Source organism: Psychrobacter aquimaris, assembly GCF_016107525.1.
GTDB classification, from domain to species: Bacteria; Pseudomonadota; Gammaproteobacteria; order Pseudomonadales; family Moraxellaceae; genus Psychrobacter; species Psychrobacter aquimaris.
The window spans coordinates 154,034-180,901 of record NZ_JABASR010000004.1 but is presented as its reverse complement, the minus strand read 5'-3'; the positions used below and the strand labels follow the sequence as shown (position 1 = coordinate 180,901).

General features: G+C 42.0%; 19 protein-coding genes. 2 read left to right on the top strand and 17 right to left on the bottom strand.

The genetic code is table 11. The features are described 5' to 3' along the window. Nucleotides 1-255: 255 nt before the first annotated feature. The gene (locus tag JFC10_RS05275) at nucleotides 256-3,255 is read left to right on the top strand and encodes a LysM peptidoglycan-binding domain-containing protein (protein ID WP_198331983.1); all 3,000 of its coding nucleotides are present in this window, start codon (nucleotides 256-258) and stop codon (nucleotides 3,253-3,255) included. Nucleotides 3,256-3,394: 139 nt separating this feature from the next. On the opposite strand, the gene JFC10_RS05270 is transcribed toward JFC10_RS05275, so the two are convergent. Together JFC10_RS05270 and JFC10_RS05265 are read right to left on the bottom strand one after the other, a co-directional pair. Next, nucleotides 3,395-4,603, bottom strand: a complete 1,209-nt coding sequence (locus JFC10_RS05270; RefSeq protein ID WP_193011018.1) for a transglycosylase SLT domain-containing protein — start codon at nucleotides 4,601-4,603, stop codon at nucleotides 3,395-3,397. A 1,049-nt stretch (nucleotides 4,604-5,652) separates the two neighbouring features. Continuing rightward, a complete protein-coding gene (locus JFC10_RS05265) occupies nucleotides 5,653-6,486 on the bottom strand; it encodes a Nif3-like dinuclear metal center hexameric protein (protein WP_198331982.1) in 834 nt (277 codons plus the stop codon). 314 nt (nucleotides 6,487-6,800) lie between these two features. On the opposite strand from JFC10_RS05265, the gene JFC10_RS05260 reads away from it, so the two are divergent. After that, complete coding sequence (locus JFC10_RS05260; RefSeq protein ID WP_198331981.1) at nucleotides 6,801-8,129, top strand: S1C family serine protease; 1,329 nt, start codon at nucleotides 6,801-6,803, stop codon at nucleotides 8,127-8,129. Nucleotides 8,130-8,234: 105 nt separating this feature from the next. Here JFC10_RS05260 and yfaE read toward each other — a convergent pair whose 3' ends face one another. The 15 genes from yfaE to JFC10_RS05185 all read right to left on the bottom strand — a co-directional run bounded on the left by yfaE (nucleotide 8,235) and on the right by JFC10_RS05185 (nucleotide 26,184). Then, nucleotides 8,235-8,501 carry a class I ribonucleotide reductase maintenance protein YfaE gene (gene yfaE, locus JFC10_RS05255; RefSeq protein ID WP_198331980.1) on the bottom strand — a complete coding sequence of 89 codons (267 nt, stop codon included), beginning with the start codon at nucleotides 8,499-8,501 and terminating at the stop codon, nucleotides 8,235-8,237. Nucleotides 8,502-8,609: 108 nt separating this feature from the next. Beyond that, complete coding sequence (gene nrdB, locus JFC10_RS05250) at nucleotides 8,610-9,743, bottom strand: class Ia ribonucleoside-diphosphate reductase subunit beta (protein WP_193011014.1); 1,134 nt, start codon at nucleotides 9,741-9,743, stop codon at nucleotides 8,610-8,612. Between the two features lie 97 nt (nucleotides 9,744-9,840). Further along, a complete protein-coding gene (locus tag JFC10_RS05245) occupies nucleotides 9,841-10,212 on the bottom strand; it encodes a hypothetical protein (RefSeq protein ID WP_198331979.1) in 372 nt (123 codons plus the stop codon). A 37-nt stretch (nucleotides 10,213-10,249) separates the two neighbouring features. Then, nucleotides 10,250-11,077 (bottom strand): DUF6602 domain-containing protein, encoded by an 828-nt coding sequence (locus tag JFC10_RS05240; RefSeq protein WP_198331978.1) that lies wholly within the window; start codon nucleotides 11,075-11,077, stop codon nucleotides 10,250-10,252. Further along, a complete protein-coding gene (locus JFC10_RS05235; RefSeq protein ID WP_227686003.1) occupies nucleotides 11,070-11,534 on the bottom strand; it encodes a Mov34/MPN/PAD-1 family protein in 465 nt (154 codons plus the stop codon). Before JFC10_RS05235 ends, JFC10_RS05240 begins: the two co-directional genes overlap by 8 nt. After that, nucleotides 11,531-13,189, bottom strand: coding sequence for a ThiF family adenylyltransferase (locus JFC10_RS05230; protein WP_198331977.1), 1,659 nt, complete (start codon nucleotides 13,187-13,189; stop codon nucleotides 11,531-11,533). Before JFC10_RS05230 ends, JFC10_RS05235 begins: the two co-directional genes overlap by 4 nt. A gap of 2 nt (nucleotides 13,190-13,191) precedes the next feature. Further along, a complete protein-coding gene (locus JFC10_RS05225; protein ID WP_198331976.1) occupies nucleotides 13,192-14,133 on the bottom strand; it encodes a nucleotidyltransferase domain-containing protein in 942 nt (313 codons plus the stop codon). Between the two features lie 97 nt (nucleotides 14,134-14,230). Next, the gene (nrdA, locus tag JFC10_RS05220; protein WP_198331975.1) at nucleotides 14,231-16,507 is read right to left on the bottom strand and encodes a class 1a ribonucleoside-diphosphate reductase subunit alpha; all 2,277 of its coding nucleotides are present in this window, start codon (nucleotides 16,505-16,507) and stop codon (nucleotides 14,231-14,233) included. 506 nt (nucleotides 16,508-17,013) lie between these two features. Next, on the bottom strand, nucleotides 17,014-17,334 hold the full coding sequence (locus tag JFC10_RS05215; protein ID WP_320157979.1) for a YbeD family protein: 321 nt from the start codon (nucleotides 17,332-17,334) through the stop codon (nucleotides 17,014-17,016). A 574-nt stretch (nucleotides 17,335-17,908) separates the two neighbouring features. Continuing rightward, a complete protein-coding gene (locus JFC10_RS05210) occupies nucleotides 17,909-18,835 on the bottom strand; it encodes a bestrophin family protein (RefSeq protein WP_198331973.1) in 927 nt (308 codons plus the stop codon). Between the two features lie 181 nt (nucleotides 18,836-19,016). Continuing rightward, on the bottom strand, nucleotides 19,017-19,790 hold the full coding sequence (gene map / locus JFC10_RS05205) for a type I methionyl aminopeptidase (protein ID WP_198331972.1): 774 nt from the start codon (nucleotides 19,788-19,790) through the stop codon (nucleotides 19,017-19,019). After that, nucleotides 19,783-19,989: a ParD-like family protein gene (locus JFC10_RS05200; RefSeq protein ID WP_198331971.1), complete on the bottom strand. Its 207-nt coding sequence runs from the start codon at nucleotides 19,987-19,989 to the stop codon at nucleotides 19,783-19,785. Before JFC10_RS05200 ends, map begins: the two co-directional genes overlap by 8 nt. Before the next feature lie 178 nt (nucleotides 19,990-20,167). Further along, nucleotides 20,168-22,084, bottom strand: coding sequence for an RNA polymerase sigma factor RpoD (rpoD, locus tag JFC10_RS05195; protein ID WP_198331970.1), 1,917 nt, complete (start codon nucleotides 22,082-22,084; stop codon nucleotides 20,168-20,170). A gap of 531 nt (nucleotides 22,085-22,615) precedes the next feature. Next, entirely contained in the window at nucleotides 22,616-24,778 is a 2,163-nt protein-coding gene (locus JFC10_RS05190; protein WP_198331969.1) for a DNA primase, read from the bottom strand. A gap of 206 nt (nucleotides 24,779-24,984) precedes the next feature. Continuing rightward, nucleotides 24,985-26,184 (bottom strand): outer membrane protein assembly factor BamD, encoded by a 1,200-nt coding sequence (locus JFC10_RS05185; protein WP_193011004.1) that lies wholly within the window; start codon nucleotides 26,182-26,184, stop codon nucleotides 24,985-24,987. Between the last annotated feature and the right edge of the window lie 684 nt (nucleotides 26,185-26,868).

The window sequence follows — 26,868 nt, the reverse complement described above, 5'->3', positions numbered from 1 at the left end:
TTATCCTTGGATAATCAAAAAGGATAGTAACCCCAAGAGACTATCCGAAAACAAAATACTCCATCATAAATAGCTATACCGATTCATAATGTCGACCATTAAAATGATTGATTGCCTCCGGTGAGTGGTCTAAAAATGGACTCAACTTATGGTGATTATCTTTTTATATTAGGCTGGTCTTTGCTTCACATTGCATACTATACTAGCAAGTAACTTTATCTTATCACTTTCTGTCGTTAGGAAACTTCCAATATCATGTCTACTGTGCTATCAAAATCTCGCTCGTTTATTGCGTTGCCATTGACGCTTGCGGTATCAACTCTACTTATCAGTGCTTGTAGCAATACGTCAACGGTAAAAAAGGGTGCGACCAATAGCTCATCTGTCATTACCAAACGTCCCGCCAATAAAGCGCCTACATCAAGCAGCAGTACGGACTATTCAACGGCATATTTGGATGCGGAGAGTTTGGATGAGTTAGCTGATTTACTCGAAGCCACTGACATGACAATGGTAGAAGGCAACAAACTTGCTATTCAGCAGTATGGTGATTTATGGAATCGCTTGCGTGCGGGTTATCGTATGAATGGCGGTCAGCCGACTTACAATCAGCGTATCGAAGGGCAAAAAAGCTGGTTTACCAGTCGCCAAGACTATTTAAACCGTTTGACAGCACGTGCCAGTCGCTATATCTATCACACGGTACGAGAAGCTGAGCGTCGTAATATTCCAACAGAGCTGGCTTTGTTGCCAGTCATTGAGAGCTCTTACGATCCAAGTGGTACCAGTAGTGCAGCAGCAGCAGGCTTGTGGCAGTTTATTCCAAGTACGGGTCGTATCTATGGTTTGAACCAAAGCGGTACCTATGACGGTCGACGTGATGTCATCGAATCAACGCGCGCTGCTTACGACTTTTTGACGGCGCTGCACAATCAGTTCGGAAGTTGGGAGCTGGCATTGGCTGCTTATAATGCGGGTCCTGGTCGTGTACAAAAGGCCATCGATGCCAATGCTGCGCGCGGACTGCCAACAGATTATTGGTCACTTAGACTGCCTACTGAAACCATGAACTATGTGCCGCGCTTTTTGGCAGTTGCTGAAATCGTTGCTAAGCCTGAGCAATATGGTGTCTACTTGCCTGCTATTGCCAACCGTCAGCATTTCCGTAGTGTGCCAGTGAATTATGGTGTTAGCTTAGCTGAAGTCGCACAAATGACAGGCGTTAGTTACGACGAATTAGAAAGGTTAAATACCGCATTAACCTCAGGACGTGTTGATTCTTCGGGCCCTCAGCGTATTATCATTCCTAATGATGTTAGTCTTAATGCCGATGCCAAATTAAGCTCATTGAGAGGCAATGGTACGGGCAATATACTTGCATCGAGCAATACGAGCACACCAAGTAGCACGAGCACAACGCCAAGCTATAATAGCAAACCTTATACCGGCTCTTCACTGCCATCGACTGGTAGTGCATTGGCTGATTACGCAGCAAGCGCTAGCGTGCCGCAGCAAACGACCAGTTATATATCACCGTCAGCCACACCTACTAGCAGTTCTGTTTACAGCAGTAATGCCTCGGTGCGCACTGAGCCACCATTGAGTACGGCAGAAACCAACAAGATCAATGCTGAGCTAAAAAGCAGCAACAGTCTACCGACCACTTCGGCGCAAATCACACAGAACAATACGATTGTCCAAGAACCACCATTAAGCAAAGAAGAACGTGATTTTATTGCCAATCAAATTCGCAGCAACACACCTGAAACCAACGTAGTCAATGCTGATGGCAATATTAATCTATCAGCAGTACAGACACAGCAATCTATTCTAGAAGCCAGTGGCGAAGAGAAAAAACTTAGCTTTGCAAAAACATCAGTAAGCAAACCAAAACCTCAAGGTGCACGTACAACTTATACCGTCAAGCGTGGCGATACCTTGTCTAATATCGCTAGTCGTGCTGGTGTCAGCTGGCGCGATATCGCAGAATGGAATCAAATAGATGCCAGCTCTAAGCTGCTATCAGGCAGTACCTTATACTTATACAATGCGAAAACCATCGAACCGTTGAGCACAGCTAACAACGCCGCAGCAAGCCAACCAGACAGCTATGTAGTACAAAGCGGTGATACGCTGATTGGTACTGCTAATCGCTTTGGTTTATCGGTGACTCAGTTAGCAACCTACAATAATTTGAGCAGTAGAGCAGATTTACTACGTGGTCAAAAGCTATGGTTGATACCAGGTAAAGTAACTGCGCCAGCGACCACGCCTGCTGCTCCTTCAACCAAGCCGAAGAAATCATCGACTGCGACTAAAAACTATAAGGTAAAAGCGGGCGATGGTTTGATTGCTCTCGCACGTCAGTTCAATGTTTCAACTGATACATTGGCGAGTCTCAATAACATGGGCACTACAAGCTCACTATATGTTGGCCAAACTCTAAAAGTGCCTGCCAATGTCGATTTTGATGCAGCAAGCACCTCAAGCTCTAGTAGCAGTGCCAGTAGCACAAGCTCCGTGGCGACCACCAACTATAAAGTTAAATCTGGCGACACTTTAATTGGCATTGCCAATAGCGTGGGTATTAGTCCAGCAGAGCTTGCGGCGGTGAATAGCAACTTTGATGCAAAAGCACGCTTACAACGTGGTCAGACCATCAAAGTACCAGTTTCTAAAGCACTGGTTGATCGTCAGCTAAACGACAAAACCATCAGTTATAAAGTAAAGTCAGGTGATACGTTAACAGGTGTGGCTCAACGTTATAATATTGGACTTAGTGACTTGGCAACAGCGAATAACTTGAAAACCAACTCTAATTTGATACTCGGTCGTACGATTACGATTCCTGCCAGTGGTAGCGTTACAGCGACCTCTAGTAGTAATAAACAAAGCAGTAGTTCGGCTAGTAGCACTGCCACGACTAGCACAGCAAGTAGTGGTAAAAAATTGGGCAACACTGAGAACTATAAAGTTCAATCAGGTGATGGTTTGATTGCTCTAGCACGTCAATTTGGTGTTTCGATAGACGACTTGGCGGCAACCAACGATCTCGCGACCAATGCCCAGTTACAGCGTGGACAAACGCTTAAAGTACCAAAGCTTACGGTCAGCTATACTGTTGGATCAGGAGACAGTTTAATTGGTTTAGCGCGTAAATATGGCGTCTCTACGCAAGAGTTGGCTGAGATGAATAATATTGCAGCGGATACGATGTTACAGCGCGGTCAGCGCCTCACCGTACCTAATCGCTAATGAAAAGTTGATTATTAGACTAATATCCAAATAGATATTGTTTCGATAAATCATACCCCACAAAAAAGCTGCTCTTATAAAGAGCAGCTTTTTTTATCTGTAAAATTTAATTTTCAAAATATCAAATAATATTTGTTAATTAGACAGTTTGAGTTTTGATGGTTTCAAGATAACTTCTGATGTTGCTAACATAATGCATCGCTTGCCCGTATCGGCTATTGGACGCTTTATTGTCGGCTAAGTAAGCATAAACGTTCGCCCAGCTTTTATCATCAATACCCTGATTTCTTAATTTACGCTGAATGCTTTTCACTGCATTTGGTCCCATGTTATAACCAGCAAGTGCAAACCAAATACGATCTGTCTTTGGCACATCAGAAAAGTCATCTTTCATTTGCTCTAAATAACGCGCGCCGCCGCCGATACTTTGATAGGGATCGACGCGATCTGAGACGCCCATGGCTTTTGCTGTATTGTTGGTCAACATCATGAGACCACGCACACCAGTTGGCGATACGGCATTGGCATCGAGGTGTGATTCTTGATAACCCATGGCCACCAATAATTCCCAGTCATGATTGTAATTGCGCGCTTGCTCTTCGAAAGAAGATTGATAATCAGGCAATTTTTCGGTCAGAGTTTTTTGGAAGTGATCTTGGCTATAGGCATCTTTTAGCAAGTTTTGATTATAAAAGGCAGCCAGCTTTTGCGTGTTTTGAAGCTTGATACTATCACATAAAAAGTAACTGGCTTTTTGTGATAATGGATCATTGGGTGAGCTAAATGTCCAGCTAACTTTTGGGTGCAGACCATTTTTTGTCAAACTGGCATCATAACCACAGCTGACATTAACAGACGATAGGTTCAACTGGCTTTTGAGTTTGGTGCTGGCAGTGGTCAACGCCATATCAGCGCTACCTGATCTTACTGCTTTTAATGCCGCTTCTTCATTGGCATAAGCTTTTAGATCGATATCGACGCCAAGCTCGTCAGCATACGTACGTACCAGATCAAAACCAAAGCCGTGTTGAAAACCATCAGTCGCGAAATAAGTACTGTCACCCGGGACGGCAGCGATGGTTAATGTGCTTTCCAGCATGACATTAGCATAGGCTGGCACCGGTGCACTCATCGTCGTCAGACTCTCAGCAGGTAAAGAGAGAAGGGCAATACTAGAAACTTGCGCGAGCTTTTTAGTTCTAGAAAAACGACTTGATGTCGTTGGGGTAACGGATGAAACGATGTTACTTTTAGTGTTCAGTAGGCGTTTAGATGGACGCAGTAAATAAGAAATACGGCGTTTGGCCCCTTGCGCAGATACTTTCACACGATAAGTAATACGCTGCATGGATGTCTCCTGATTTTAGCCATCCTGCTTACCGTAAAATGCTTGTGAATGTATGCTTATAAAATAGTCATACATCGATATTACATTTTAGATAACAGCGCACTTCCTCATAGGATAAGTGCGTCGTCACCCTGCTCAATAATAGTGCCGCTAATGAATGTTTTATCAAATGTAGCCGTGCAGTTTTTTAATTAGCTATTTATCTATTGGCGTATCACGTATGAGGACTAAGAGATCTCTCAAAATATTGATATAAAGTGTCAATATAAAAATTATGAACGCACAAAACCGCGAAGGATATAAATCGGATGATTCCTTCATCGATGAATAGATAGGGCTAAGAATAAAACAACTATATATTAAACATAGGTAAGGTCATGAACTAAGTTATTGAGACAAAAAACGTAGAGTGAACGGGGCGCTCAAGCACTCAGTTTTTCCACGCTCATATTAATGACCAGTGACGCTTTAAATTATTGGTAATAGAGTCAATAGTGATTAATATTTTTGTCCAGCAATAAAGGCAAGCAAGTCGCTATTTTCATTATTAATAAAAAAACTAATAGAAAATTTACGCTAATATTCTATTAGTTAGCGGTTACTCATCAAGTATCGCGATACTCAAATTAAGACATACCGTGCTGCTGAAAATATATCATGCACAGTGTATCTACTGGTGAACCACCTAAAGCCTCACTATCTATACAACGTCGATAGCTATATAACATAGTGAAATTTTAAAGGGTTATACTCATTTAAGTACCATAACCGGAAGCTGTAATAAATGGGAAGCCTCATGACAAGACATTCTTTCTTCGGGTAGTAATATGCGGATATTCCTTGGATTATTCAAGTGTGGTTAAGAAATTAGCGATAAAACTTAACAATTGGGCTATAGACGGTTAAAAATAGCTTTGTTACTGATAGACCGATGAAAATTAAAACAGCAAAAAACATCGATTTTGGGTAATAAGGCTGATTGTTATTAGCCTTATTTTCTGACATTCATTCACAAGTTAGATAGTGGTCATCAGAGTTGAGGGTATTGTTTAAGCAGGGTTATCAATATCTACGAAAGTTACTGGTATGCCAAATGTTTGAGAGACTATGTTGCCGAGTGCTTGAATACCGCCACGTTCTGTCGCGTGATGTCCGCAAGCGAAATAGTCAATGCCCAGCTCACGAGCAATATGTGTGGTACGTTCTGATATTTCGCCAGAGATAAAGGCGTCACAGCCCATCAATGCGGCTTGTTCAATCATATCTTGTGCGCCACCCGTACAAATGCCCACGTGTTCGATAAGTCTGTTATTATCGATATTAGCGTTTGTACTATTCGGTGCGCTATAATTGGCAGAAATATGTAATGGTAATCGTCCTAGTGCCTGAGTAATATGAGTAATAAGGCTTTGAGCACTCTGCGGGGTACAAGTGGCGATATTACCAACGGGATGCGATTCACTAGGATATAAAGCGCCGATAATGGTCATATTTAATGCGTCAGCCAGTTTGGCATTGTTACCAATGATAGGATGGGCATCGAGTGGCAGGTGATAGCCAATCAAAGAGATGCCATGCTGCATGAGTTTACGAATACGCTGGCCTTTCATACCCGTAATGGGTGCAGGTTCGCCTTTCCAAAAATAACCATGATGCACCATAATGGCGTCTGCATTGTCAGCAATAGCCGCATCGATCAATGCCTCACAAGCTGTCACACCAGTGACGATTCGCTTGATAGGTTGACCACCGTCTACTTGTAAACCATTAGGGGCATAATCTTTAAAAGCATCTGCTAATAAGTAATCATCACAGAATGTGGTTAGCGCTTGGACGGTAATAGCGGTGTTTGAGGGATCGATTGAGATATTGTGTGTGGTCATGGTATTCCTTTATAATTGTTTCAGTGTTTCAAGCATTTATAGCTAAGACATGGGTTTTGATAATGAGTATTTTAACATGTGGCTATAGTAGGATAGACAATCCTACTCACTGAAATGGTACACGATACGTTACAACTGGGTAGTATTGGCGGTTATAATTTACATACGTGAACTTGCGGCATAGATAGTGAGCAATAATAGCTATTTGTTCAGATGTTAACGGTTAATAAATGCTGCTCAATGCGTCCTAATATACAACACGCTTCTCACCTTACTTATCTTCGTCTGTTTGTATCAAATTTATAGAGGTTTATATGTCGTCATCTCGGAATACCAGCAGCAAGGCGTCTTTACTAAAATGGTTGCCTTGGGTCTTATTGCTAATAGTGATTGCCGCATTTATCTGGTTGTTTGTGAGTATGAATAAGGCATCAGAGCAGGCATGGGAGCCGCCCAGAACCACGCCTGCGGAGCAGCAAGCGTCGGCACCTGTTTCCGATACACCCGCACCGATTTCTTCTTATCATAATGCGGTTGCTCGCGCCTCACAATCCGTCGTGAATATCTACACCACGCAAACGATGGCAGAGCATCCTTATATGAATGATCCCATGTTGCGCCGCTTTTTTGAGTACCATGGTGCACCATCAGAAGATCAGGGCAATACCAATTTAGGCTCCGGGGTGATTGTCTCAGAAGATGGTTATATCGTGACCAACGCCCATGTGATCGAAAAAGCCGATGAAATTACGGTCGCTTTTAATGATGGTCGCAAGAGCCGAGCTAGAATCGTTGGCACAGATCCAGACAGTGATTTGGCGGTGATTAAAGTAGATATGACGGGTCTGACGCCACTTGGCTTCCGTAAAGAACCTATTAAAGTGGGGGATGTCGCATTAGCGATTGGTAATCCATTCGGTGTCGGCCAAACAGTAACGCAAGGGATTATCTCAGCGACAGGACGTACTGGGCTTGGGGTCAATAAGTTTGAAGATTTTATCCAGACCGATGCGGCTATCAATCCAGGTAACTCAGGCGGCGCACTCGTTGATGCTCATGGTGAGTTGATTGGTATTAATACAGCTATTTACTCACGTTCTGGTGGCTCTATGGGCATTGGTTTTGCCATCCCTACCGCTATCGTTGAGCAAGTGATGAATGCTATTATCAAAGATGGTAAGGTGAGCCGTGGTTGGTTGGGGATTGAGATACAGTCACAATTACGTGACCCAACACAGCTTGAAACCTCAACTGGGGTAGAAGTACTTAACGTCATACCTAAGAGTCCTGCTGCTAAAAGTGGTCTGCGTATCGGTGATATTATTTTGACGATTGACGGCATTGAGATGACAGATGCCAATACCTTGATTCAGTATGTCGCTCGTAAAGCACCGAATACCACGCTTAATGCGCAAATATTACGCCGTGGCAAAAATGCCCAAGTCAAAATACTGCTAGAAGAACGTCCAGCGCAAGAGCCAATGGCGCGCCCTGTCGTGATTCACGATGAAACGCTTGGCAGTATGGAAGATCCAAGCCTACAAGGTGAAAGACAAGAAGTGCCGATGATGTCAGAAGCCGAGCGTGACCGTATGCGTGAAGAGCTGTTGCAGTTGTTTGAAAGAGATGGCGCACCTTTATAGCGCTAAGCTTAATCAAAATGGTTTTAACGGTTTATAGATAGTAAAAAAGCGCGTTATCTTAAAGATAACGCGCTTTTTGTTTCTTTAGCTCTACTCTTGCTAGTATTACTCTATAGTAGGCTCGTGATTGATGTAGATGACCCCTCGCACACGGCAACAGCAGGGTAGGATCTCGTCGTCCTCAATCATAGCGAGCGGGTCAAACGGATAGTCGACCGTATGTGAGCTGGCAATGCGCTTGACTCGGCAGCTACCACAGTAGCCCTCGCGGCATTGATAGTTCACATCATGCCCTGTGCGTAGCAGTCCATCCAGTAGACTCTCGTCATCATGTAGATAGAACTGCTTTTTACTGGTCATTACCCAAGTCATCGTTAATCCTATTGGGATATGGCTGTGCTATTGCTATCCCTGCTATTAGCCCACAAAACGATTACCGCTCAAAACATTTATAGCCCAAAATTTTATAAATCAAAGCCTTTACAGTTCAAAGTCATCAAAATCACTGTCTGAGAGATCAGAGTCAATCTGACCAACCAAATATGAGCTAATCTCGGTTTCTTGCGGCGCAACTTGCACGTTATCAGAGGACAACCACGTATTAATCCACGGAATCGGATTTGATTTTGATTTCGGGAATACTGCTGGCAAGCCGACTGCTTCCATACGCAAGTTGGTGATGTATTCGATATATTGGCAAAGGATGTCTTTGTTCAATCCAATCATCGAACCGTCTTTGAACAGATAGCCTGCCCATTCTTTTTCTTGTTCAGCAGCCTTGCGGAAGATTTCAACGCTTTCATCAAAACACTCTGCGGCAATTTCGACCATCTCTGGATCGTCACGACCATTACGCATGAGGTTAAGCATGTGCTGAGTACCAGTCAAATGCAGGGCTTCATCACGAGCGATTAGCTTGATAATTTTGGCATTACCTTCCATTAGTTTGCGCTCAGCAAACGCAAACGAGCAAGCAAATGATACGTAAAAACGAATGGCCTCTAGGACATTGACCGCCATGATGCATAGGTACATCTGCTTTTTCAATGATCTCAAATCAACGGTCACTTGCTCGCCATTGATGTTGTGCGTACCTGGACCGTACAAGCTATATAGTTGTGAGTTGCGATACAGCTCATCATAGTACTGGGCGATATCAGAGGCACGGCCTAAGATGTGCTCGTTTTGCATAATGTCATCAAAGATAATATTTGGGTCATTGACGATATTACGAATGATATGCGTATAGCTGCGCGAGTGGATAGTCTCAGAGAACGACCATGTCTCAATCCACGTCTCAAGCTCAGGGATAGACACCAGTGGCAGTAGTACCACGTTTGGACTACGACCTTGGATCGAGTCAAGTAGGGTCTGATACTTGAGGTTGCTCAAAAATATATGCTGCTCATGCGAGGACAGGTTACTAAAGTCGATACGGTCACGTGACACATCGACTTCTTCTGGACGCCAAAAGAACGATAGCTGCTTTTCAATCAATTGCTCAAAGATCGGGTGCTTTTGTTGGTCATAGCGCGCCACGTTGACTGGCTGACCAAAGAACATCGGCTCTTTTAGCGCATTGTTTGGCGTTTGAGAAAAAATCGAGTAAGTCATGGGACTGCCTTTATAATTGATACGGTTATTAATTTATATGGGTTTGACTGGTTTTGATTTGATGTTATTACACGTTTTCGGATTATAGCTTTTTAGCTTAGAGGTTCTCTAGTGATATCTGTGACGACTCTTGTCCATCGTTCATATAGGCTTTGAATATCTCGCTCAGCTCACTATCATCAAGCGCTTCTAATTCATCGAGTGCGCTTTTGCGTAGGGTACTCACATCAGACTCTTCTGCTGCTGTTTTCGTGTCTTTTTTAGCCGCTCTCGATGCTGGCTTTTTGGCTGCTTTTGCCACGGTTTTTTTGGTGACGGCTGCCTTTGGTGCTTCATCCACACCTAACTGCTGACGCACTGCTGCAATATCAACCTCGACTTGTACGATATGCGAGCCACCATCGTTTAGGTCTGAAAATACGTTTGGGATAAACAAACCACCGTCTTTGATGATTGCGGTATATTGCACATGACCTCCGTTTTTGGTGTTGGTTCTTTGATAGCGTTTAAAGCTCTTGATCTATTTCTTCACCTATTACATTGAGATAAGCTTGCAAATCAATAGCTGGAATAGTTCCTATCGCTTGCTGAAGATAGCGAGTTAATTGCATAAAGAAAGTAATTAATGAATTTTCAGCTTTGCTAAAATTCACATCATCAAATTGTCTAGACTCATAATAATCACTTATTCGCTTAGAGAAAACATCTTCTGTGATATCTTCTTCACCATTATAATCAACATAAAAACTGCCATAGTCCACAACACACCCTAAATCTATTCCCTTTAATCCATCTAATTTTTCAAGATGTTGCTTAATAGTATTGTTGTTCTTATGACTATAGGTATTTGTAGTGGCTAAAAATCCACCTAGTATTTTAGTCAATGGTCTAGGTGGAAACTTTTTCCCAGAGTTGATCATCGAAGTAGATGTTCGAGTTAATTGTCTAACGCTCTCTATTTTTTTACCTGCGTACTCTATGTAACTATCTGAACCAACATTACCTTTTATATCAGGCTTAACCTCAAAAATAGCATAAACACCTTCGGCAGGAACATAATGGAAACCATTTTGTGTAAAAATAAATGGAGTAAAGTAATTGTCATAAATAACTACATCGATTTGATGGCTTGTGTTTCCTAGGTGGTCAATGATAATTGCTTTATCTACGCTATAACGGTTAGGCAGGTAACTTCTCAACCATTCAATCCATGCATTCTCTAAAGAGTCACCTTTTGAACCAGGATGATGTATGAAAGCTCTATTAGTACTTAGTTGAGCAGACATTTGCTGTTGCATGCTTGCAAACAACTCTGGTAGTGCAATCTTATTCATATAGCTCTAACCTATTGTTATTAAGAACAAAGAAATTAAAATCCCTCAAACTATCGCTAGTAATACTCAGAATAAGCAAGATAGGATTGTCAATTTTCACATCTTTTTCATGAGCAATGCTAATCATTGCACTTAAATCTGTTGTGCTATACCATGCTTCACCATCTGGATGAGTATGCCACTCACCAATATAGTAGAGTCCTTTGTCTATAAATAATTTTTTAAACTCGGATTTCAGATAGTTAGACTCTCTAGTAAACTCAATTCGACTACTCTTAAAAATCTCTGCTGTGATTGCTTGTTCAATATATAAGGTTTTAAAATCATCAGAATATTTGCCAATTAAAAAGCCACCATACTCTTTAGGGTAGTGTCCACAGCTTGACTGATAAATACTTTTTAACAAGCTATCTTCGACTACTAATTTTAAATTCTTGTAGTGTTTGGTAATAGTCAAAACTTACTCACTTTCAAAGACTCATAATTATTATCTTGATTAATTACAAAGCTATTCAGCTGTTTGTTACTAACCATGATATTTATATGTTTTAGAGCAAAATGTGTAAGCGTGGAAACATCGTTATAAGAAGCCTTGAAAGTAGGACTCCAACAGCCTAAAGGATTATATAAATCTTCAACGTCATTTTCTAAAATATTATCAAACTGATATCTAACGAACTTATAAGTATTTGGTGATATACCACAGACAAGTGATTGTGCATGATTAGTAATAGATAAGTTGATAATAACAGCTGTGACATTAAGATTATCCAAAATATGCATCAAGTCATCGTCAGTGGAGCAATCAAATATGTAATCATAGTTCGATAATTCTTTTTCAAATTTATTAGAAAAAAGTTTAGCGTAAGGTTCAGATTTAAGGTGTTCAGTAATTAGGCTTCTAGTTGCTCCCACTTCTACAAACGGTGATATTCTATAAAGCAAGTCGCATAGCTCATCTACCTTATTAATATAAGGGTACATAAATTCATATTCTGAGCGACAAATGTTCTCAGGTTCCTTAATATCGTAATCGACCAGAAATATATTTTTACACCCACATCTTACTAATGTTTTAGCAACATTGCTGCCAACTGCACCAACGCCAATAATTAATATCTTCGAATTAGTCAATGCTTCATCAAATGCACCACGACCAAAAAAGTATGAATAAGACGAGTTATTCGTTATTGCCCAGTTTATTGCAGTATCTTCTAAAATATACTGTTTTTGTTCCTCGTCATTAGTCTTACTTTTAAAAAATAATTCATCTATTCTTACTAAAGCTACTTGCCAATGCACTTCATTATTTTGAGTGTGAAAACCTATAAAAATAGGCAGTGGTCTAGATGCATCGAAGCTACTGCTATTTAAAAAAATATACTTCCATAAATAGCTTAAAAAATCTTGACTAAATTTTCCATTAAACTGTGACCAGTTATTGAAAGAAAATCGTTGGTTAATCGCTGGCGCTTCTTCTAAAAAAATATATACACCTTGTTCGCTACTACTAGCTTTAAGATAGTGATGACTCCAGTCGCAATGTTTGACAGTAGGTTGAGCTGAGTCATTGAAGCTTTGAACCAAGTGATTGTTAATAGTGTACTTGCTATAGTTAGAATTAGACAATAGTTTGATAGAGACTGTACCAAACTCACCTTTGTTAAAATCTTCTTCTATATTAGTAAATTGATAAGAGTAAAAACTACCATCAAACTTACTATGATTGACTATTAAGTGCTCATAGTGACTATCTGTTTCTTCTTTAACTATATATTTATCAATCCAATTTTTAATTGCATCGAAGTCTTGTATTAGTTTCTGTTCAAAGTTAATACCATGTTGATTGTGAAAGCATACTGAGCCATTACTCATCACATGACTATATTTAATCAGATTAATATTTTTGAAAATTATTGTCTCAGAACCACTAAACTTGAATGGATATTGAGAATTGATAGTCACATCAAAAGTTATCTCCTCATTGAGACCTTCGAGATTAAAAACTATGCTAAAACTTACAAGATCTTTATCGAATTTAAGATCTTGTAAGTTTGAGATATAGCTTATGCTACTGATAGTATTTAGTAGTTCTTCTTCAGAAAATCTCATCTCTAACCAAAACGCTGTTTAGATGAAGGAGTAGAAACTGGAGTAGCTCCAGCAACACCATAGCTCAAACTATTATTAACAGCTTCTTCAGAAAATTCTTTATTTTTCTCAAAATAGTATTCAATTTGTTTTTCGTTGCCCTCAATTCTAGTGAGCATCAATTCAAAATCACTTTTTAATAATGTTTTTTGATATGAATCTAATGTACTCATTAAATCATTGTTGCTGTTACCCGGGTCAGGCAGTTTAAATGTAGAACTTTCAATATTATCTACAATATATTGGAGAACAGTCTTAAATTGTTCCCATAAATTACCTGTAGGTAAGGTACTGTCATAAGCTTTGATAACTAAAAGTTCAAAGAAAAATGACTTATATTTTTTAGATTTTTGAAATTTCCAGATCTTTAGCAATCTAATAATTTTTCGTTCATTGTCCTTACCACTTATATGATTAATCTGACTTTGAATATTAGTTTTTAAATACCCAGTCTCCGATGGATCTAAGGAGTTGATATGAAGATTTAGGTTTCTTGTTTCGGTATAGCCATCTACTCGTGTTTCTCGAGCAGGTACAATATCTATATCAATACCATCTTCTTCAAAGGCTAGTCCAATAGAAACACCTTGCTTTCGAACAGTAGTTCTATCATTAAATTTATCATTTAACTTGTCATAAATGTCACTGAACATATCTTCTAATGTATTGAAGCTTTTATATTTAAAAGGTACAACTGCATCTAAGTCAAACTTTGTATTAACAGCAGTATGTTTACTATAAGATCCTGAATCAAAAGGACTATAAATTCTGCTACCGTATTCGGCATTTAAGAAATCTTTAATTTCATTACGTCTATCTCTATATTTATCAAAAACATCTTTTATGTGCTTCATCTTATGTGTTTCAAGTACTTCTTGTAGGTGGTTACTTTTATAATCAGCCATTATCTTAGTCCTTTAAATAGTGTTTATAAATCCATCTGAATAAATTAATACTGGATAGCGGGATTTAACTAAAAAGCTAAGCCCGCCATCTATCAATCTAGATTTTACATGCCCCACCAGCACAATCATCTTCCATATCCGCTTGGGCATCGTTTGCACCATCACGAGTGTTATGGTAGTACAACGTCTTCACACCCATTTTATAAGCGTTTAGCAAGTCTTTTAGCAATATCTTCATCGGTACACGGCCGCCTGCATAACGAACTGGATCGTAGTTGGTATTGGCAGAGATACTTTGATCGACGAACTTCTGCATGATAGCGACCAGCTTTAGGTAACCGTCATTGTTTGGCATTTGCCATAGTAGCTCGTACTGATCTTTTAGCTTATCAATCTCAGGCACGACTTGCTTTAAGATGCCATCTTTTGACGCTTTGATAGAGACCAGACCACGTGGTGGCTCGATACCGTTGGTCGCGTTGGCGATCTGACTAGAGGTCTCAGACGGCATCAAGGCAGTTAGGGTAGAGTTGCGTAGACCGTGCTCAGTGATCTCGCCACGTAGCGTTTCCCAATCGAGATGTAGCGGCTCTTGGCAGATTTTGTCCAAGTCGGCTTTGTACGTATCAATCGGTAAGATACCTTGTGAGTACGTGGTCTCATTGAACGCAGGGCACGCGCCTTGCTCTTTTGCCAATTTGTTTGACGCTTTCAAGAGATAGAACTGCAACGCTTCAAACGTTTGATGGGTCAGACCAAGCGCGCTGTCGTCTGAATAGCGTACGCCATTCTTGGCTAAGTAATAAGCATAGTTAATCACGCCCACACCTAGTGTACGACGACGCATGCTGCCGTTTTGAGCCGCTTTGACTGGATAGTCTTGATAGTCGAGCAGGGCATCAAGCGCACGCACGATGAGCTCGGCTGGCTCTTCGATGTCGCTGACGTTTTCGACTTTACCCAAGTTGACCGCTGATAGCGTACAAAGGGCGATTTCACCTTCTTCGTCATTGATATTATCAAGTGGCTTGGTTGGTAGAGCGATTTCCATACATAGGTTTGACTGACGAATTGGCGCAACCGTTGGGTCAAATGGGCTATGGGTGTTGCAATGATCGACGTTTTGGATATAGATACGACCCGTACTGGCACGCTCTTGCATCATTAGGCTGAACAAGTCTGCTGCTGGGATTTGACGGCTACGAATAGCAGGATCATTTTCGTACTTGGTGTATAGCTCTTCGAATTTGTCTTGATCTTCAAAGAACGCATCATACAAGCCAGGCGTATCACCTGGTGAGAATAGCGAGATGTCTTGCCCTTTGATCAGGCGCGTGTACATCGTTTTGTTCAACTGTACGCCGTAATCCATATGACGGACACGGTTGTCTTCGACGCCGCGGTTATTTTTGAGTACCAGTAATGACTCAACTTCTAGATGCCATAGTGGGTAGAATAGGGTCGCAGCACCACCACGTACGCCGCCTTGTGAGCAGCATTTAACAGCAGTTTGGAACAATTTGTAGAATGGGATACATCCAGTATGCTGCGCTTCGCCGCCACGAATTGGGCTACCAAGGGCACGGATACGACCAGCGTTGATGCCGATACCAGCACGCTGTGATACATAGCGTACGATGGCGCTAGTTGTCGCGTTGATTGAGTCTAGGCTATCACCACATTCGATCAATACGCACGAGCTAAACTGGCGCGATGGCGTACGCACACCAGACATGATTGGTGTCGGTAGTGAGATTTTGAATTGTGAGGTGGCATCATAGAAGCGCTTCACATAGTTCATACGCTCTGACTTTTCGTAACGGCTAAACAAGCACATACCGACCAGCATGTACAAGAACTGCGGGCTTTCGTAGACAGTCTTGCTCACGCGATCTTGTACGAGGTATTTACCTGCCATTTGCTCAACAGCAGCATAAGCCAAGTTCATATCGCGCCAGTGATCGAGATACTCTTCTAACTCGTCAAATTCAGCACGGCTATAGTCCGCTAGGATATGCTCATCATATTTGCCAGCGTCTGTCAGTTTTTTGACATGATCATATAGGTGCGGCGGGGTGAATTTATTATAAGCAATCTTACGTAGATGGAAGATAGCCAAACGCGCAGCTAAATACTGATAGTCAGGGGTTGTTTCAGAAATCAGATCGGCAGCAGATTTGATGATAGTCTCATGAATGTCACGAGTTTTGATGCCTTCATAAAATTGGATGTGCGACTTTAGCTCAACTTGTGATACCGACACATTATCCAAATTGTGAGCTGCCCACTCGATTACCTTATGAATTTTGTCCAAATCAATAAGTTCTAATCGTCCGTCACGTTTGGTCACTTTGATTTTGTCGATATGTGTCATGCTGGCCTCTATTTTTGGTTGCTTATATTATTCGTGAAGCGGTAAAACCCGCTCAACGTTTTTTATCACACTATTTATCAAATCACGTTGAATGATGGCATTAGCTGCTCTTTTTTCAGGCAAAAAGCTACCACTACTCATAGTGACGATTAAATTCACTGAGTACTACATATAGCGTGTTTGTTAGTAGGTAGGCACAATATAGCGGGAAAATTTTGAAAATGCTATATTGATTTTAGGGTCAAACTATGTTGCTGTGAGGTTGTGCTGTGTCCAAATTTTGGCAAAGGACGATGGGGTAAGGGTTAGACGCGATTGACTCAAATAATAAATTTTTTGTAAAAATCTCACGAGCATTTGCTTTTTATTCGCGAGTAAATGACCCGCCAATAAGGGTGCAGGTGACAATAATAATAAGGGCGCAGATTGTACAGCAAACCATAAAAAATCGCCACCCGTTTGAGTGACGATTTGGATTAAAAAGGGGCTAAATTTTTCTGCGTCTTTTATAAAACAATGCGCACCGTTTTTGCATTGTCCAATGATGCATAAAGCTCATTCACTTGCTCAGCAGTGGTTAGATATAGATTGACGCGTGCTGAGTGAAAACGACCTGTTTTAGACGGCTTGACTTCTATAGATGCCAAATCAAAATCAGGGAACAGGCTACCCAAAATTAGCTTCACTTCATTCAGCAAACTCTCACGCTCGCCTTCATGACCGATGATGCTCAGTGGATAGTTCATCGGGAACTCCCAAAGCTCTGGGTTTTGAATGTCCGTCTTTTTGCCTACCAATGCGCCTTTATTGGGCGTCAAATCAGTCACTTTGACCGACCTTTCATTTGCTGATGCTTGGTCTTGGTTGCTATTTTGATTATCAGTATTTTGATTATTAGCGTCTTGATTAGTGTCTTTTGAATCATCACTCATGATGTGTGCCTCACTTTTGTAGGTAAATAGGTAAATAGGTAAATAGGTAAATAGGTAATAGTGGGTATAAAAAGTCAGTCAGTAAAATATTTGCCTTAACAACGCCAAAAATCCGAGACATGCTCAGTATGGTCATCAATTGTATTTTAATTGGTCGATCTATTAGGGCATAGAATATATATTGTTTATAGTGGTATATGGGTGATTATTCAAGTTATCTCTGTATTTAGGACATGTCCTCAATTCAATTAATGAACCTTTAAATGGGCTGACGATGGCTAAATTTTGTCAACCATCGTCAAATAGCTGGGTAATATCCTGATATTAACGGCGCTATTTTCCTTGTTTACCGGCAATTTATCTCATTTCTATCTCTATTTTGAAAATGAAGACACGCCCTAGTCGGTTCCATCGCTCTACTGCATTTCTATGACATCTCTATTTCATATCTAAAAGCTACGTGAAACCATTACGGTAAATAGCCATTGATAGGAGTGATATCAGGCGGAATATCTGCCTCTCCTAGTGCTTCTCGCAGATTGATTTCGATAGTACGCGACAATGCAGTCAGGGGTAGTTTGTTGGCTGCTAAGCCAAAAGGCTCTTCTAGCTCTTCACTGAGGGCATCCAAACCAAAAAAGGTATAAGCGATCACGGCACAAATCAGTGGGGTCACCCAACCGAGCGAGGCCACCAAGCCAAAAGGCAACATGATGCAGTACAGATAGGTCGTGCGATGGACCAACAGCATATAAGCAAACGGCAGCGGTGTATTATGAATGCGCTCACAGGCCGCCAGTACAATGGTCATAGACGTCAGGCGCTCGTCCATGTTCTGTATGACTTGCTCTGACACCAGTCCTTGACGCCGAATGTCACCGAGCTGCTTACCCATGAGGCGCATGATATAGTCAGGTAGGTTACGTGCTTGGCGCATACTGTCATGGTGTACTGATGCGACAAAAGGCTCGACATCCTGCCAAGGTGACGATCCGCGCAGGCGATGGCGTACAGCATGCGCAAAAGCAATGTTCAGGTAAACCATCGCTCGTTGAGTCTCGTGCCCAGTCTCGGCATCAGCATCTATAAAAGAAAGCACCTGACGGGTTAGGCTGCGCGAATCATATACCAGCTGACCCCAAAGTCCTCGAGCTTCCCACCAACGTTGATAACTGGCATTGTTGCGAAATCCGAGAAATAGCGACAACGCGATTCCTAGCAAGGTAAAAGGAGCCATACCATAATAAGGAAAAGAGTCAGGAAGCCAGTGTTGAATAATGGTTATAAGCGTGCTAAGAAGAGTGATCAGCAAAATTTGCGGATAGATTTTTGGAATGATGGAGCCGCGCAGGGTAAAAAATATCTTGAGGGCGTTTGGGTTTTGCCGGACAATCATGTCAGTTTCCTAGCAATGGCATGTGTAAAAAAGCGATGGCAGAGGTATCAATCAGCGTATACTCAGATCATCGCGACCTATGATATCAGTAGTTACCAATATGGCAATAATAAGATTATACTTAAATACTTGAATCACTCTTGTATTGCACAGCAGCATCAAGGGAAATTGTAAGCTCGCTTTAAAGCATTTCTTCTTCACGCAGTGTCAGCACTTCATAACCATCGGCAGTCACTGCGATGGTATGTTCCCATTGGGCAGAAAGCTTTTTGTCTGCAGTCACCACCGTCCAGCCGTCTTTTTTTATTTTTACTTTGGCTTTGCCTTGATTAATCATTGGTTCAATAGTAAAGGTCATGCCTTGTTCTAAAACTAAGCCCGCACCTGCGCGCCCATAATGTAAAACTTCAGGCTGTTCGTGCATTTCGCGACCGATACCATGCCCGCAGTATTCTCTAACGACAGAGTAACCGTACTGTTCGGCATGGCTTTGAATGGCATGCCCGACATCACCAAGCGTTGTGCCGGGCTTAACCACACGGATACCTGCCCACATGGCCTCATAAGTGTTATCTACGAGGCGTTTTGTTAAGGGCATAACATCGCCAATCATATACATTTTGCTAGAGTCGGCAATAAAGCCGCCTTTTTCTAAAGTAATGTCTACATTGATGATGTCGCCTGATTTTAGGACTTGATTGCTTGAGGGTACACCATGACAAACCACTTGATTGACAGACGTGTTGAGCACGTATTGGTAGCCGTATTGACCTTTGCTGGCAGGTCTTGACTGTAAAACATCCACAATATAGCGCTCGGCCAAATCATTGACAGTCATTGTGGAGATGCCAGCGACCATGTGCGTATCTAGGTAAGCAAAAACCGATGCCAATAAGCGTCCAGACTCACGCATGATGGTCAATTCTTCAGTAGTTTTTAGCGAGATTTTAGCCATCGATGAGTTTTCCCATATTAACATCTGCTCGTTTCAACTGCTCGCTGATGATATCGGTATAAGACCTGTGAGGATTGGCCTCGGCTAACATACCTATCTTTATCCAATACTCTGCCTGTGCGTTAATCGAACGTACCATTACCGCACTGGCTTTACGAAGCTCTTCGTGTAATGTGTCATCAATTTTAACAATACCCATTGCTTTGCCTAGTATATGAAATGTATGCGAATCATGTATATTGCATAGTGCCATTGCAAGCTTGTTCTTGTATTCCTTGATGCAGATATGTAGTTATAGCATTCGAGCCATCAAATCGATGACACAAAAAAGCCGAGATAAACTCGGCTTTTTTATTGGTGCTTAGTTTGCTTTATTATTAGTCATTTTCAAGGAAAGAGCGCAAGTGCTCAGAGCGTGACGGATGACGCAATTTACGCAGTGCTTTTGCCTCAATCTGACGAATACGTTCACGTGTTACGTCAAACTGCTTACCCACTTCTTCCAAGGTATGGTCGGTTGGCATGTCGATACCAAAGCGCATTTTTAGCACGCGTGCTTCACGCTCAGTCAGATTACCCAAGACATCACGAGTCGCTTCACGCAAACCTGCCGCTGTTGCATCATCAACAGGGCTTGAGATAGTACCATCTTCGATGAAATCGCCTAGATGCGAGTCTTCATCATCACCGATTGGTGTCTCCATAGAGATAGGTTCTTTGGCGATCTTCAGTACTTTACGGACTTTAACTTCGTCCATCTCTAAGCGTTCGCCTAATTCCTCAGGCGTTGGCTCGCGTCCCATTTCTTGTAGCAACTGACGAGAAACACGGTTGATTTTGTTAATGGTCTCGATCATGTGCACAGGAATACGGATGGTACGCGCTTGGTCAGCGATAGAGCGAGTAATTGCTTGACGAATCCACCATGTAGCATAAGTCGAGAACTTATAACCACGGCGGTATTCAAATTTATCAACCGCTTTCATCAGACCGATATTACCTTCTTGGATCAGATCCAAGAATTGTAGACCGCGGTTGGTATATTTCTTCGCGATAGAAATAACCAGACGTAGGTTAGCTTCGACCATTTCTTTTTTGGCGCGGCGAGCTTTTGCTTCACCGACTGCCATACGACGCGCTACGTCTTTCATATCGTGGATTTTCATATCGAGCTGTTGCTCGTAGTCACGAATGCGACGTTGCAATAAGATAACATCATCAGTGACTTTTTCTAGCGTACCAGCAAATGCAGGTTTGCCTTTTATGCGCTCAATCAGCCAATCGACGTTGGTTTCATTGCTAGGGAAGGTTTTACGGAACTCTTCGCGCGGCATACGACCACGACGAATGACTAAACGCATGATTTGACGTTCTTGCTTACGCACATCATCATAGACATCATGCATGATAGCCATCACTTGGTCTGACAATCGATTGTTCAACTTTAGCATCATAAAGCGTTCAGCAAGTAGGGCATAAGCGGCATCTGCTTCTGTGCTACCACGGCCATAATCTAGCAAGGCTTGTTTGGCTTTGATAAATAAGTGTTCGATTTCTTCTAGACGTAGACGTACTTCTTCAGGATCGATGCCGCTGGTTTCTTCTTCAGCTTCCTCTTCGACGTCGTCTTCATCCTCGTCATCATCATCAAGCGCCGCTGCTTTGGCTTTGGCTTTGATTACAGGTGGATTTTCTTTTTCTTCTTTGATGCGTTCACGTTCTTCTTTTGCCGCCTCTTTTGCTTCTTGGGCTGCGATTTTGTCTTCTTCGGTCTCAGGATCTAAAAAGCCAGTAATGACGTCAGAAAGCTTCTTCTCGCCATCTTGTACTTTTTGATATTCATCAAGGACGAACTGTACAGTGCCCGGCCAATAAGACATCGCATGCTGTACGTCACGAATACCTTCTTCGATACGCTTGGCAATAGCAATCTCACCTTCACGGGTCAAGAGATCAACCGTACCCATTTCACGCATATACATACGCACAGGGTCAGTGGTGCGACCCGGCTCAGTCTCAACAGAGGCTAATACCGCCGCTGCCTCATCCGCTGCCATGTCATCATCACTTGAATCGTCGTTCATCAAGATGTCATCGGCATCAGGGGCAGATTCAAAGATTTTGATACCAACGTCGGTCAGCATTTGCACAATATCTTCGATCTGATCGCTTTCGGTAATAGAGTCGGGCAGTTGGTCATTCACCTCAGCATAGGTGAGATACCCTTGCTCTTTACCCATTTGGATTAAGGTGGCCAGTTGAGATGTGGACTTAGAAACTGACTTATCGTTCATAAATACTCGCTTACTTGCATCGGACATTTTTATATTGTGACGCGCTATCGCTCGCTCAGTGCGTTGATATAATCAATCGATTCATCAAAATATGGCGTAAAGGTTGTCAGTAATATCAAAAATGAGTTGATATGAATAAAGGCTCAAAATACTACAATTACAATGCTAAAAAACTGCTAAAAATTAGTAACGCTAAAAAATCTTCAAAATAACATTCTCTAAAAAATAATATATAAAAATAACAGTACCTAAAAACGGATACTTAAAAATAATATCTAAAATTTGTGTTTAACGATGCCCGCTTATCATCATTTAGAAAGCAGTGCTGTCAATATACAGCGACATAGTTTAACACAGACCACCGTAATCAAGCACGAGGTAGTGATATCTACGACCGTTTTTTACTGATTATTTTCTATCAGCCAAATGATTAAATGGCAATACATGCTACTGGGTATAATCATTAGTAGTGGGGGCAGCCGCTATACTTTTAAAGGGTTCGAATTTTTTTAGCAAAAATAATGGCAAACGTTAAGATTGGACGGTAACCATTTGTGCTGACTGCTCAGCTTGCTGCGCGCGTAACCAATCATTTAATAATTGCGACTGCTTACGGACAATCGCCAGCTTGATATGATCAGGATTTTTTATCAGCTCTTGCATCTTTTTTTGCAGATGTAATTTGAGCAACTGCATCACTAAGTTTTCGATCAATTCATCCAAGCTCAAAATATTTCTGGCGGTTAATGTTTTATAAAATCCGCCCCAGCTACGGCTAAGTGTCTCTTGGGTGATTGGTTTGACATTAGATAATATAAAGTGTGCGGCGGCGTTGGCATCTTTGGGTAAATGCTTCAGACAGCGTTTGATGGTACTGACAATATCCAGCAAGGCGGTATCTTGCAAATCTTCCCAAGCAAGCGGACGCAAGATGTCAGGCGCGGCTCTTTGTTTGATGTGTGCTGGCAGCTGTAAATCATTAATACCTGCCTGTTGCCAAATGGCTTCGATAGAGTCTTCAATTAAGGCTCGTGGCTGAAACAAAAAACAAAGCTGCAATTGCTGACTGATGGTCATATCACCATCAAAATCTAGCAGCGCATCTTTTGCTTCGATATTTTGGCTACGCTTACCGCCCAGTTTTTGATAGACATCATTGTTAAGCAAATAGCGAAAGCTACTACCTTTGGGTAATGCAGTGGTCAAGGCGCGTACTTGCGACATCAGCTTGGCTTTACCTTCTGCCAAAGTTAAATCGTAGCGCTCGCTTAAATAGGCAAAAATATACTGTGATAGCGGCATGGCATTAGCGATTTGTTCACGCATGGCATCGCCGCCCTGACTCTTAATAAAAGTATCAGGGTCATGATTGTTGGGCAGGGTCAAAAACCGCAACTCTTTGTCATCGGCAAGTACCGGTAGGGCAACTTCAAGCGTACGCCATGCCGCTTTTTGTCCCGCGCTATCGCCATCAAAGCTCAACGTCAGGGTAGGATTCAATGTTAAAAGTCGCGAGATTTGGCTTTCATTGATCGCCGTACCCATGGAAGCAATAGCGCCATAGATACCCGCTTGGTAAAGGGCAATCACATCCATATAGCCTTCGACCACCAGCCAGCTGTCGGCACGTTGTTGGCGTGATTCGTAATAGCCATACAGCACATGCTGTTTATGAAACACTGGTGAGTCAGATGAGTTGATGTATTTAGGTTTGACTTCATCATCGAGCGCCCGCCCACCAAAACCAATGGTGCGTCCTTGATTGTCTCGAATCGGAAAAATAACCCGATCACGGAGTAAATCATAATCGCGTCCTGACTCTGATTGGCGCACCAAACCAAGCGCCTTTAATCCTTCAATATCTTGTGGAAACTGATGCTCAAGATGCTGCCAACCAAAGGGTGCATAGCCTAAGCCAAAGGTCTCAAAGATGTCTTCTGTGATACCACGCGATAAAAAATAGTGCTTGGCATGCGGATGAATGGTGAGATTGTGCTGATAAAACTGCTGGATTTGCTCTAACAGCTCATATAGGTTACCGTCTTTATCTGAAACGCTATGATCATCGTACAATGCAGCAGCGTCAGTATTGGCACCTGTCAACCATGCTGGCGGATAGCTATTATCATCTTGGTAGTCTGCGCCATAAGAATCTGCTGGATAAGGCGCAGAGTCGTAGGCATCTAACGGTGGATAATCATCGTAGCTGTTGCTACTGTCGTGATAGACGGGCTGCTCGATATCACCGTACTGGCTTTGTTGCTGAATAGTCGAAGCTGCGTTAATAGAAGTCGCGTCCACCGTTTGAGCGGAGATTTTAGCGTTGACAGCCGGACTAGGTATTGACGGTGGTGCAATCGGTTTGGGTGCACGGCGCTGGTAGCTGACGTTTTGTTGCTCTTCTTTTGGGACTTCGATGCCCGTCTGCTTTGATAGCTCATTAACCGCTTCAATGAAAGTTAAGTTTTCATAATCGCGTAAAAAGCTAATGGCATTACCGCCGACACTACAGCCAAAGCAGTGATAGATGTTTTTTTGTGGATTGACATAAAAAGAGGGCGACTTTTCGCCATGAAACGGACAGCAGCCTTTAAACTCACTACCAGCACGTTTAAGCGTTGTATGACGCCCAATGATACTGATTAAGTCAGCTTGGCTATTTAATTGGTCGAGAATATGATTTGGGATACTCATGCAAAAAACAGTTTACCATAGGTGCATTATCTTAAGCATAGACAATATTGGGCACAAACAATATTAGGCATAGATAATGGAACAGAAACAGAAAAAATAAGGCCAACTCTATCGTTGACCTTATTTTTCATGATGTGCGTTGATTTACTAAGAAGAAGAGACGTTCTCTGAATTAAAAGAGAGACGCTGCCTCAAATCTAGCGTATTTATTCATCATTCATATCGACATCTGCTGGCATGATATCAACACCTTGATTAGGTAGCGTGGTACGGCGCGTTTGGTTGATATTTTGTGGATCAACGTTCGCTTCTCGAGCGGTAGAGCCAGTGCTCGATTGGCTAGTAACTCGCTCAGTCGATGCTTCAGGTAGACCCAAGCCCACATTGATTCCACTACCACGCGTAGGAGCGGTGTTGGCTACTGGTGCATTGGCGGTGGCAGTGTTTTCACTAGGCAGTCTTAATTGGTTTGCATTACGAATGATTTGGGTTTTGGTGGCGCCGTTGTAATCGCCTGTCGCAACTGAAGTATCTTTGTTAAAACGACTCAGCTGTCCAAAAGTCAATTTATTAATGAAAGAACGCTCACGTTTGGTGTTGAGCTTAACGCGTCCATCAGCGCTTAACATGTTTGGATAATTAATCTGCAATAGGGTTTTGTATTCGTTTGCCAAATCAGACATACCCAATTTGTCATAGCTATAAGCTAAGACCGCGATGGCTTCTGGGATCGATTCACTAAGTGGATAGTATTGAAACACCCATTTAGCACGGTTAACAGCAGCGACATAAGCTTCGCGCTCGATATACCAATTGGCCGCACTCATCTCACTTTCAGCAAACTGATTGTAGATGAAGGTCATGCGCTGAGCGGCATCTGGTGCGTAAGGGCTGTTAGGGTACTTGTTAATAAGCTCTTGAAAGTTAGCAAAGGCAATACGTAAATAGGCGGTATCACGCTCAGCTTGATTTAGCTTAAACAGTTTCAAACCTTCTGATGAGCCTTGCATATTGGCCACACCGCGCACATAGTAAGCGTAGCTGACTTGCGGATTAGAAGGATATAGGCTAATAAATTGCTCAGCGCTGGCGGCTGCCATTTCATACTTACCACTGGCATATTGTGCGTACATCATGTCGAGTAATGCTTGCTCAGCGTACTGTCCAGTAGGATAAAAAGTGCGCAGATTGGTCAAATCTTCGATGGCTTGTGTATAGCGGCCTTTATCAATCTGGGTAATGGCATCGTTATAATAGTTCTGCTCTGATTTTTCGGCAGTTTCTACCGCATCGACGTCTTTACCGCCAGTCAGGTTTTTGAAAGTCTGACAGCCCACTAAGTTTACGCTTAGCGCAAGTAGGGTTATTGAGGACAGTTTGATAAACGTATTGCCAACAGCTTGCATACTTCTTCTCCGACACAAGACGTATAATAGCAGCGACGCTATCATACTAGATATTAGGTTAATGATAAAAAACGATGCATAGGCATCAATAGTGGTCTGCCATCTACTATGTCAATCATCGGACATACCAGTTATCGTTATTAAAAAACGCTTGATGGCATAGGGTTTATATCAAACCAAATGCTTTTAATAAAAAATTCGATAAGCATACAGTGGCATAGCATACAGCAAAATATGGCTATACTTTATAGAATAACGTTTGCTTCGTCTATTTTTTCGCCATCTATATTGTACTTAACCCAATTGTACTTATCGAATTTGAGTCAGTATCGTACAGTTATTAGTCTACTGCAACACAGGTGCGATATGCTGCTGCTCGCAATGAGCTGTACACCAGCGCATGTCAGTTTGGCATTTTAACATGAGCTGCTGTCACGAGCGATATCGAATGTCGCTGACACCGACAAATATACAGTAAATTACAGCAATGTCATATTTTAGAGAGTTAAGCACAGCCATATGGTGCATAGCGTTATAATCAAAAAATGACAGATAACGCACAGCTTCTATAGGGCTTAGGCGTTTGGCATGATACACTAGCACGGTATTGCCTCCGCTTTTTTCGACGACAATCGCTTTTATGATAAGCGATTGATAGCGAATGGCCTTTTTTTATAGCGTTAC

Coding starts and splice junctions, on each gene's coding strand:
- JFC10_RS05200 (WP_198331971.1), bottom strand. CDS start 19,989: ATGGGTATTGTTAAAATTGATGACACATTACACGAAGAGCTTCGTAAA.
- JFC10_RS05275 (WP_198331983.1), top strand. CDS start 256: ATGTCTACTGTGCTATCAAAATCTCGCTCGTTTATTGCGTTGCCATTG.
- JFC10_RS05260 (WP_198331981.1), top strand. CDS start 6,801: ATGTCGTCATCTCGGAATACCAGCAGCAAGGCGTCTTTACTAAAATGG.
- JFC10_RS05230 (WP_198331977.1), bottom strand. CDS start 13,189: ATGAGATTTTCTGAAGAAGAACTACTAAATACTATCAGTAGCATAAGC.
- map (WP_198331972.1), bottom strand. CDS start 19,790: ATGGCTAAAATCTCGCTAAAAACTACTGAAGAATTGACCATCATGCGT.
- JFC10_RS05210 (WP_198331973.1), bottom strand. CDS start 18,835: ATGATTGTCCGGCAAAACCCAAACGCCCTCAAGATATTTTTTACCCTG.
- yfaE (WP_198331980.1), bottom strand. CDS start 8,501: ATGACTTGGGTAATGACCAGTAAAAAGCAGTTCTATCTACATGATGAC.
- nrdB (WP_193011014.1), bottom strand. CDS start 9,743: ATGACTTACTCGATTTTTTCTCAAACGCCAAACAATGCGCTAAAAGAG.
- JFC10_RS05185 (WP_193011004.1), bottom strand. CDS start 26,184: ATGCAAGCTGTTGGCAATACGTTTATCAAACTGTCCTCAATAACCCTA.
- JFC10_RS05270 (WP_193011018.1), bottom strand. CDS start 4,603: ATGCAGCGTATTACTTATCGTGTGAAAGTATCTGCGCAAGGGGCCAAA.
- JFC10_RS05225 (WP_198331976.1), bottom strand. CDS start 14,133: ATGGCTGATTATAAAAGTAACCACCTACAAGAAGTACTTGAAACACAT.
- JFC10_RS05265 (WP_198331982.1), bottom strand. CDS start 6,486: ATGACCACACACAATATCTCAATCGATCCCTCAAACACCGCTATTACC.
- JFC10_RS05240 (WP_198331978.1), bottom strand. CDS start 11,077: ATGAATAAGATTGCACTACCAGAGTTGTTTGCAAGCATGCAACAGCAA.
- nrdA (WP_198331975.1), bottom strand. CDS start 16,507: ATGACACATATCGACAAAATCAAAGTGACCAAACGTGACGGACGATTA.
- JFC10_RS05190 (WP_198331969.1), bottom strand. CDS start 24,778: ATGAGTATCCCAAATCATATTCTCGACCAATTAAATAGCCAAGCTGAC.
- rpoD (WP_198331970.1), bottom strand. CDS start 22,084: ATGAACGATAAGTCAGTTTCTAAGTCCACATCTCAACTGGCCACCTTA.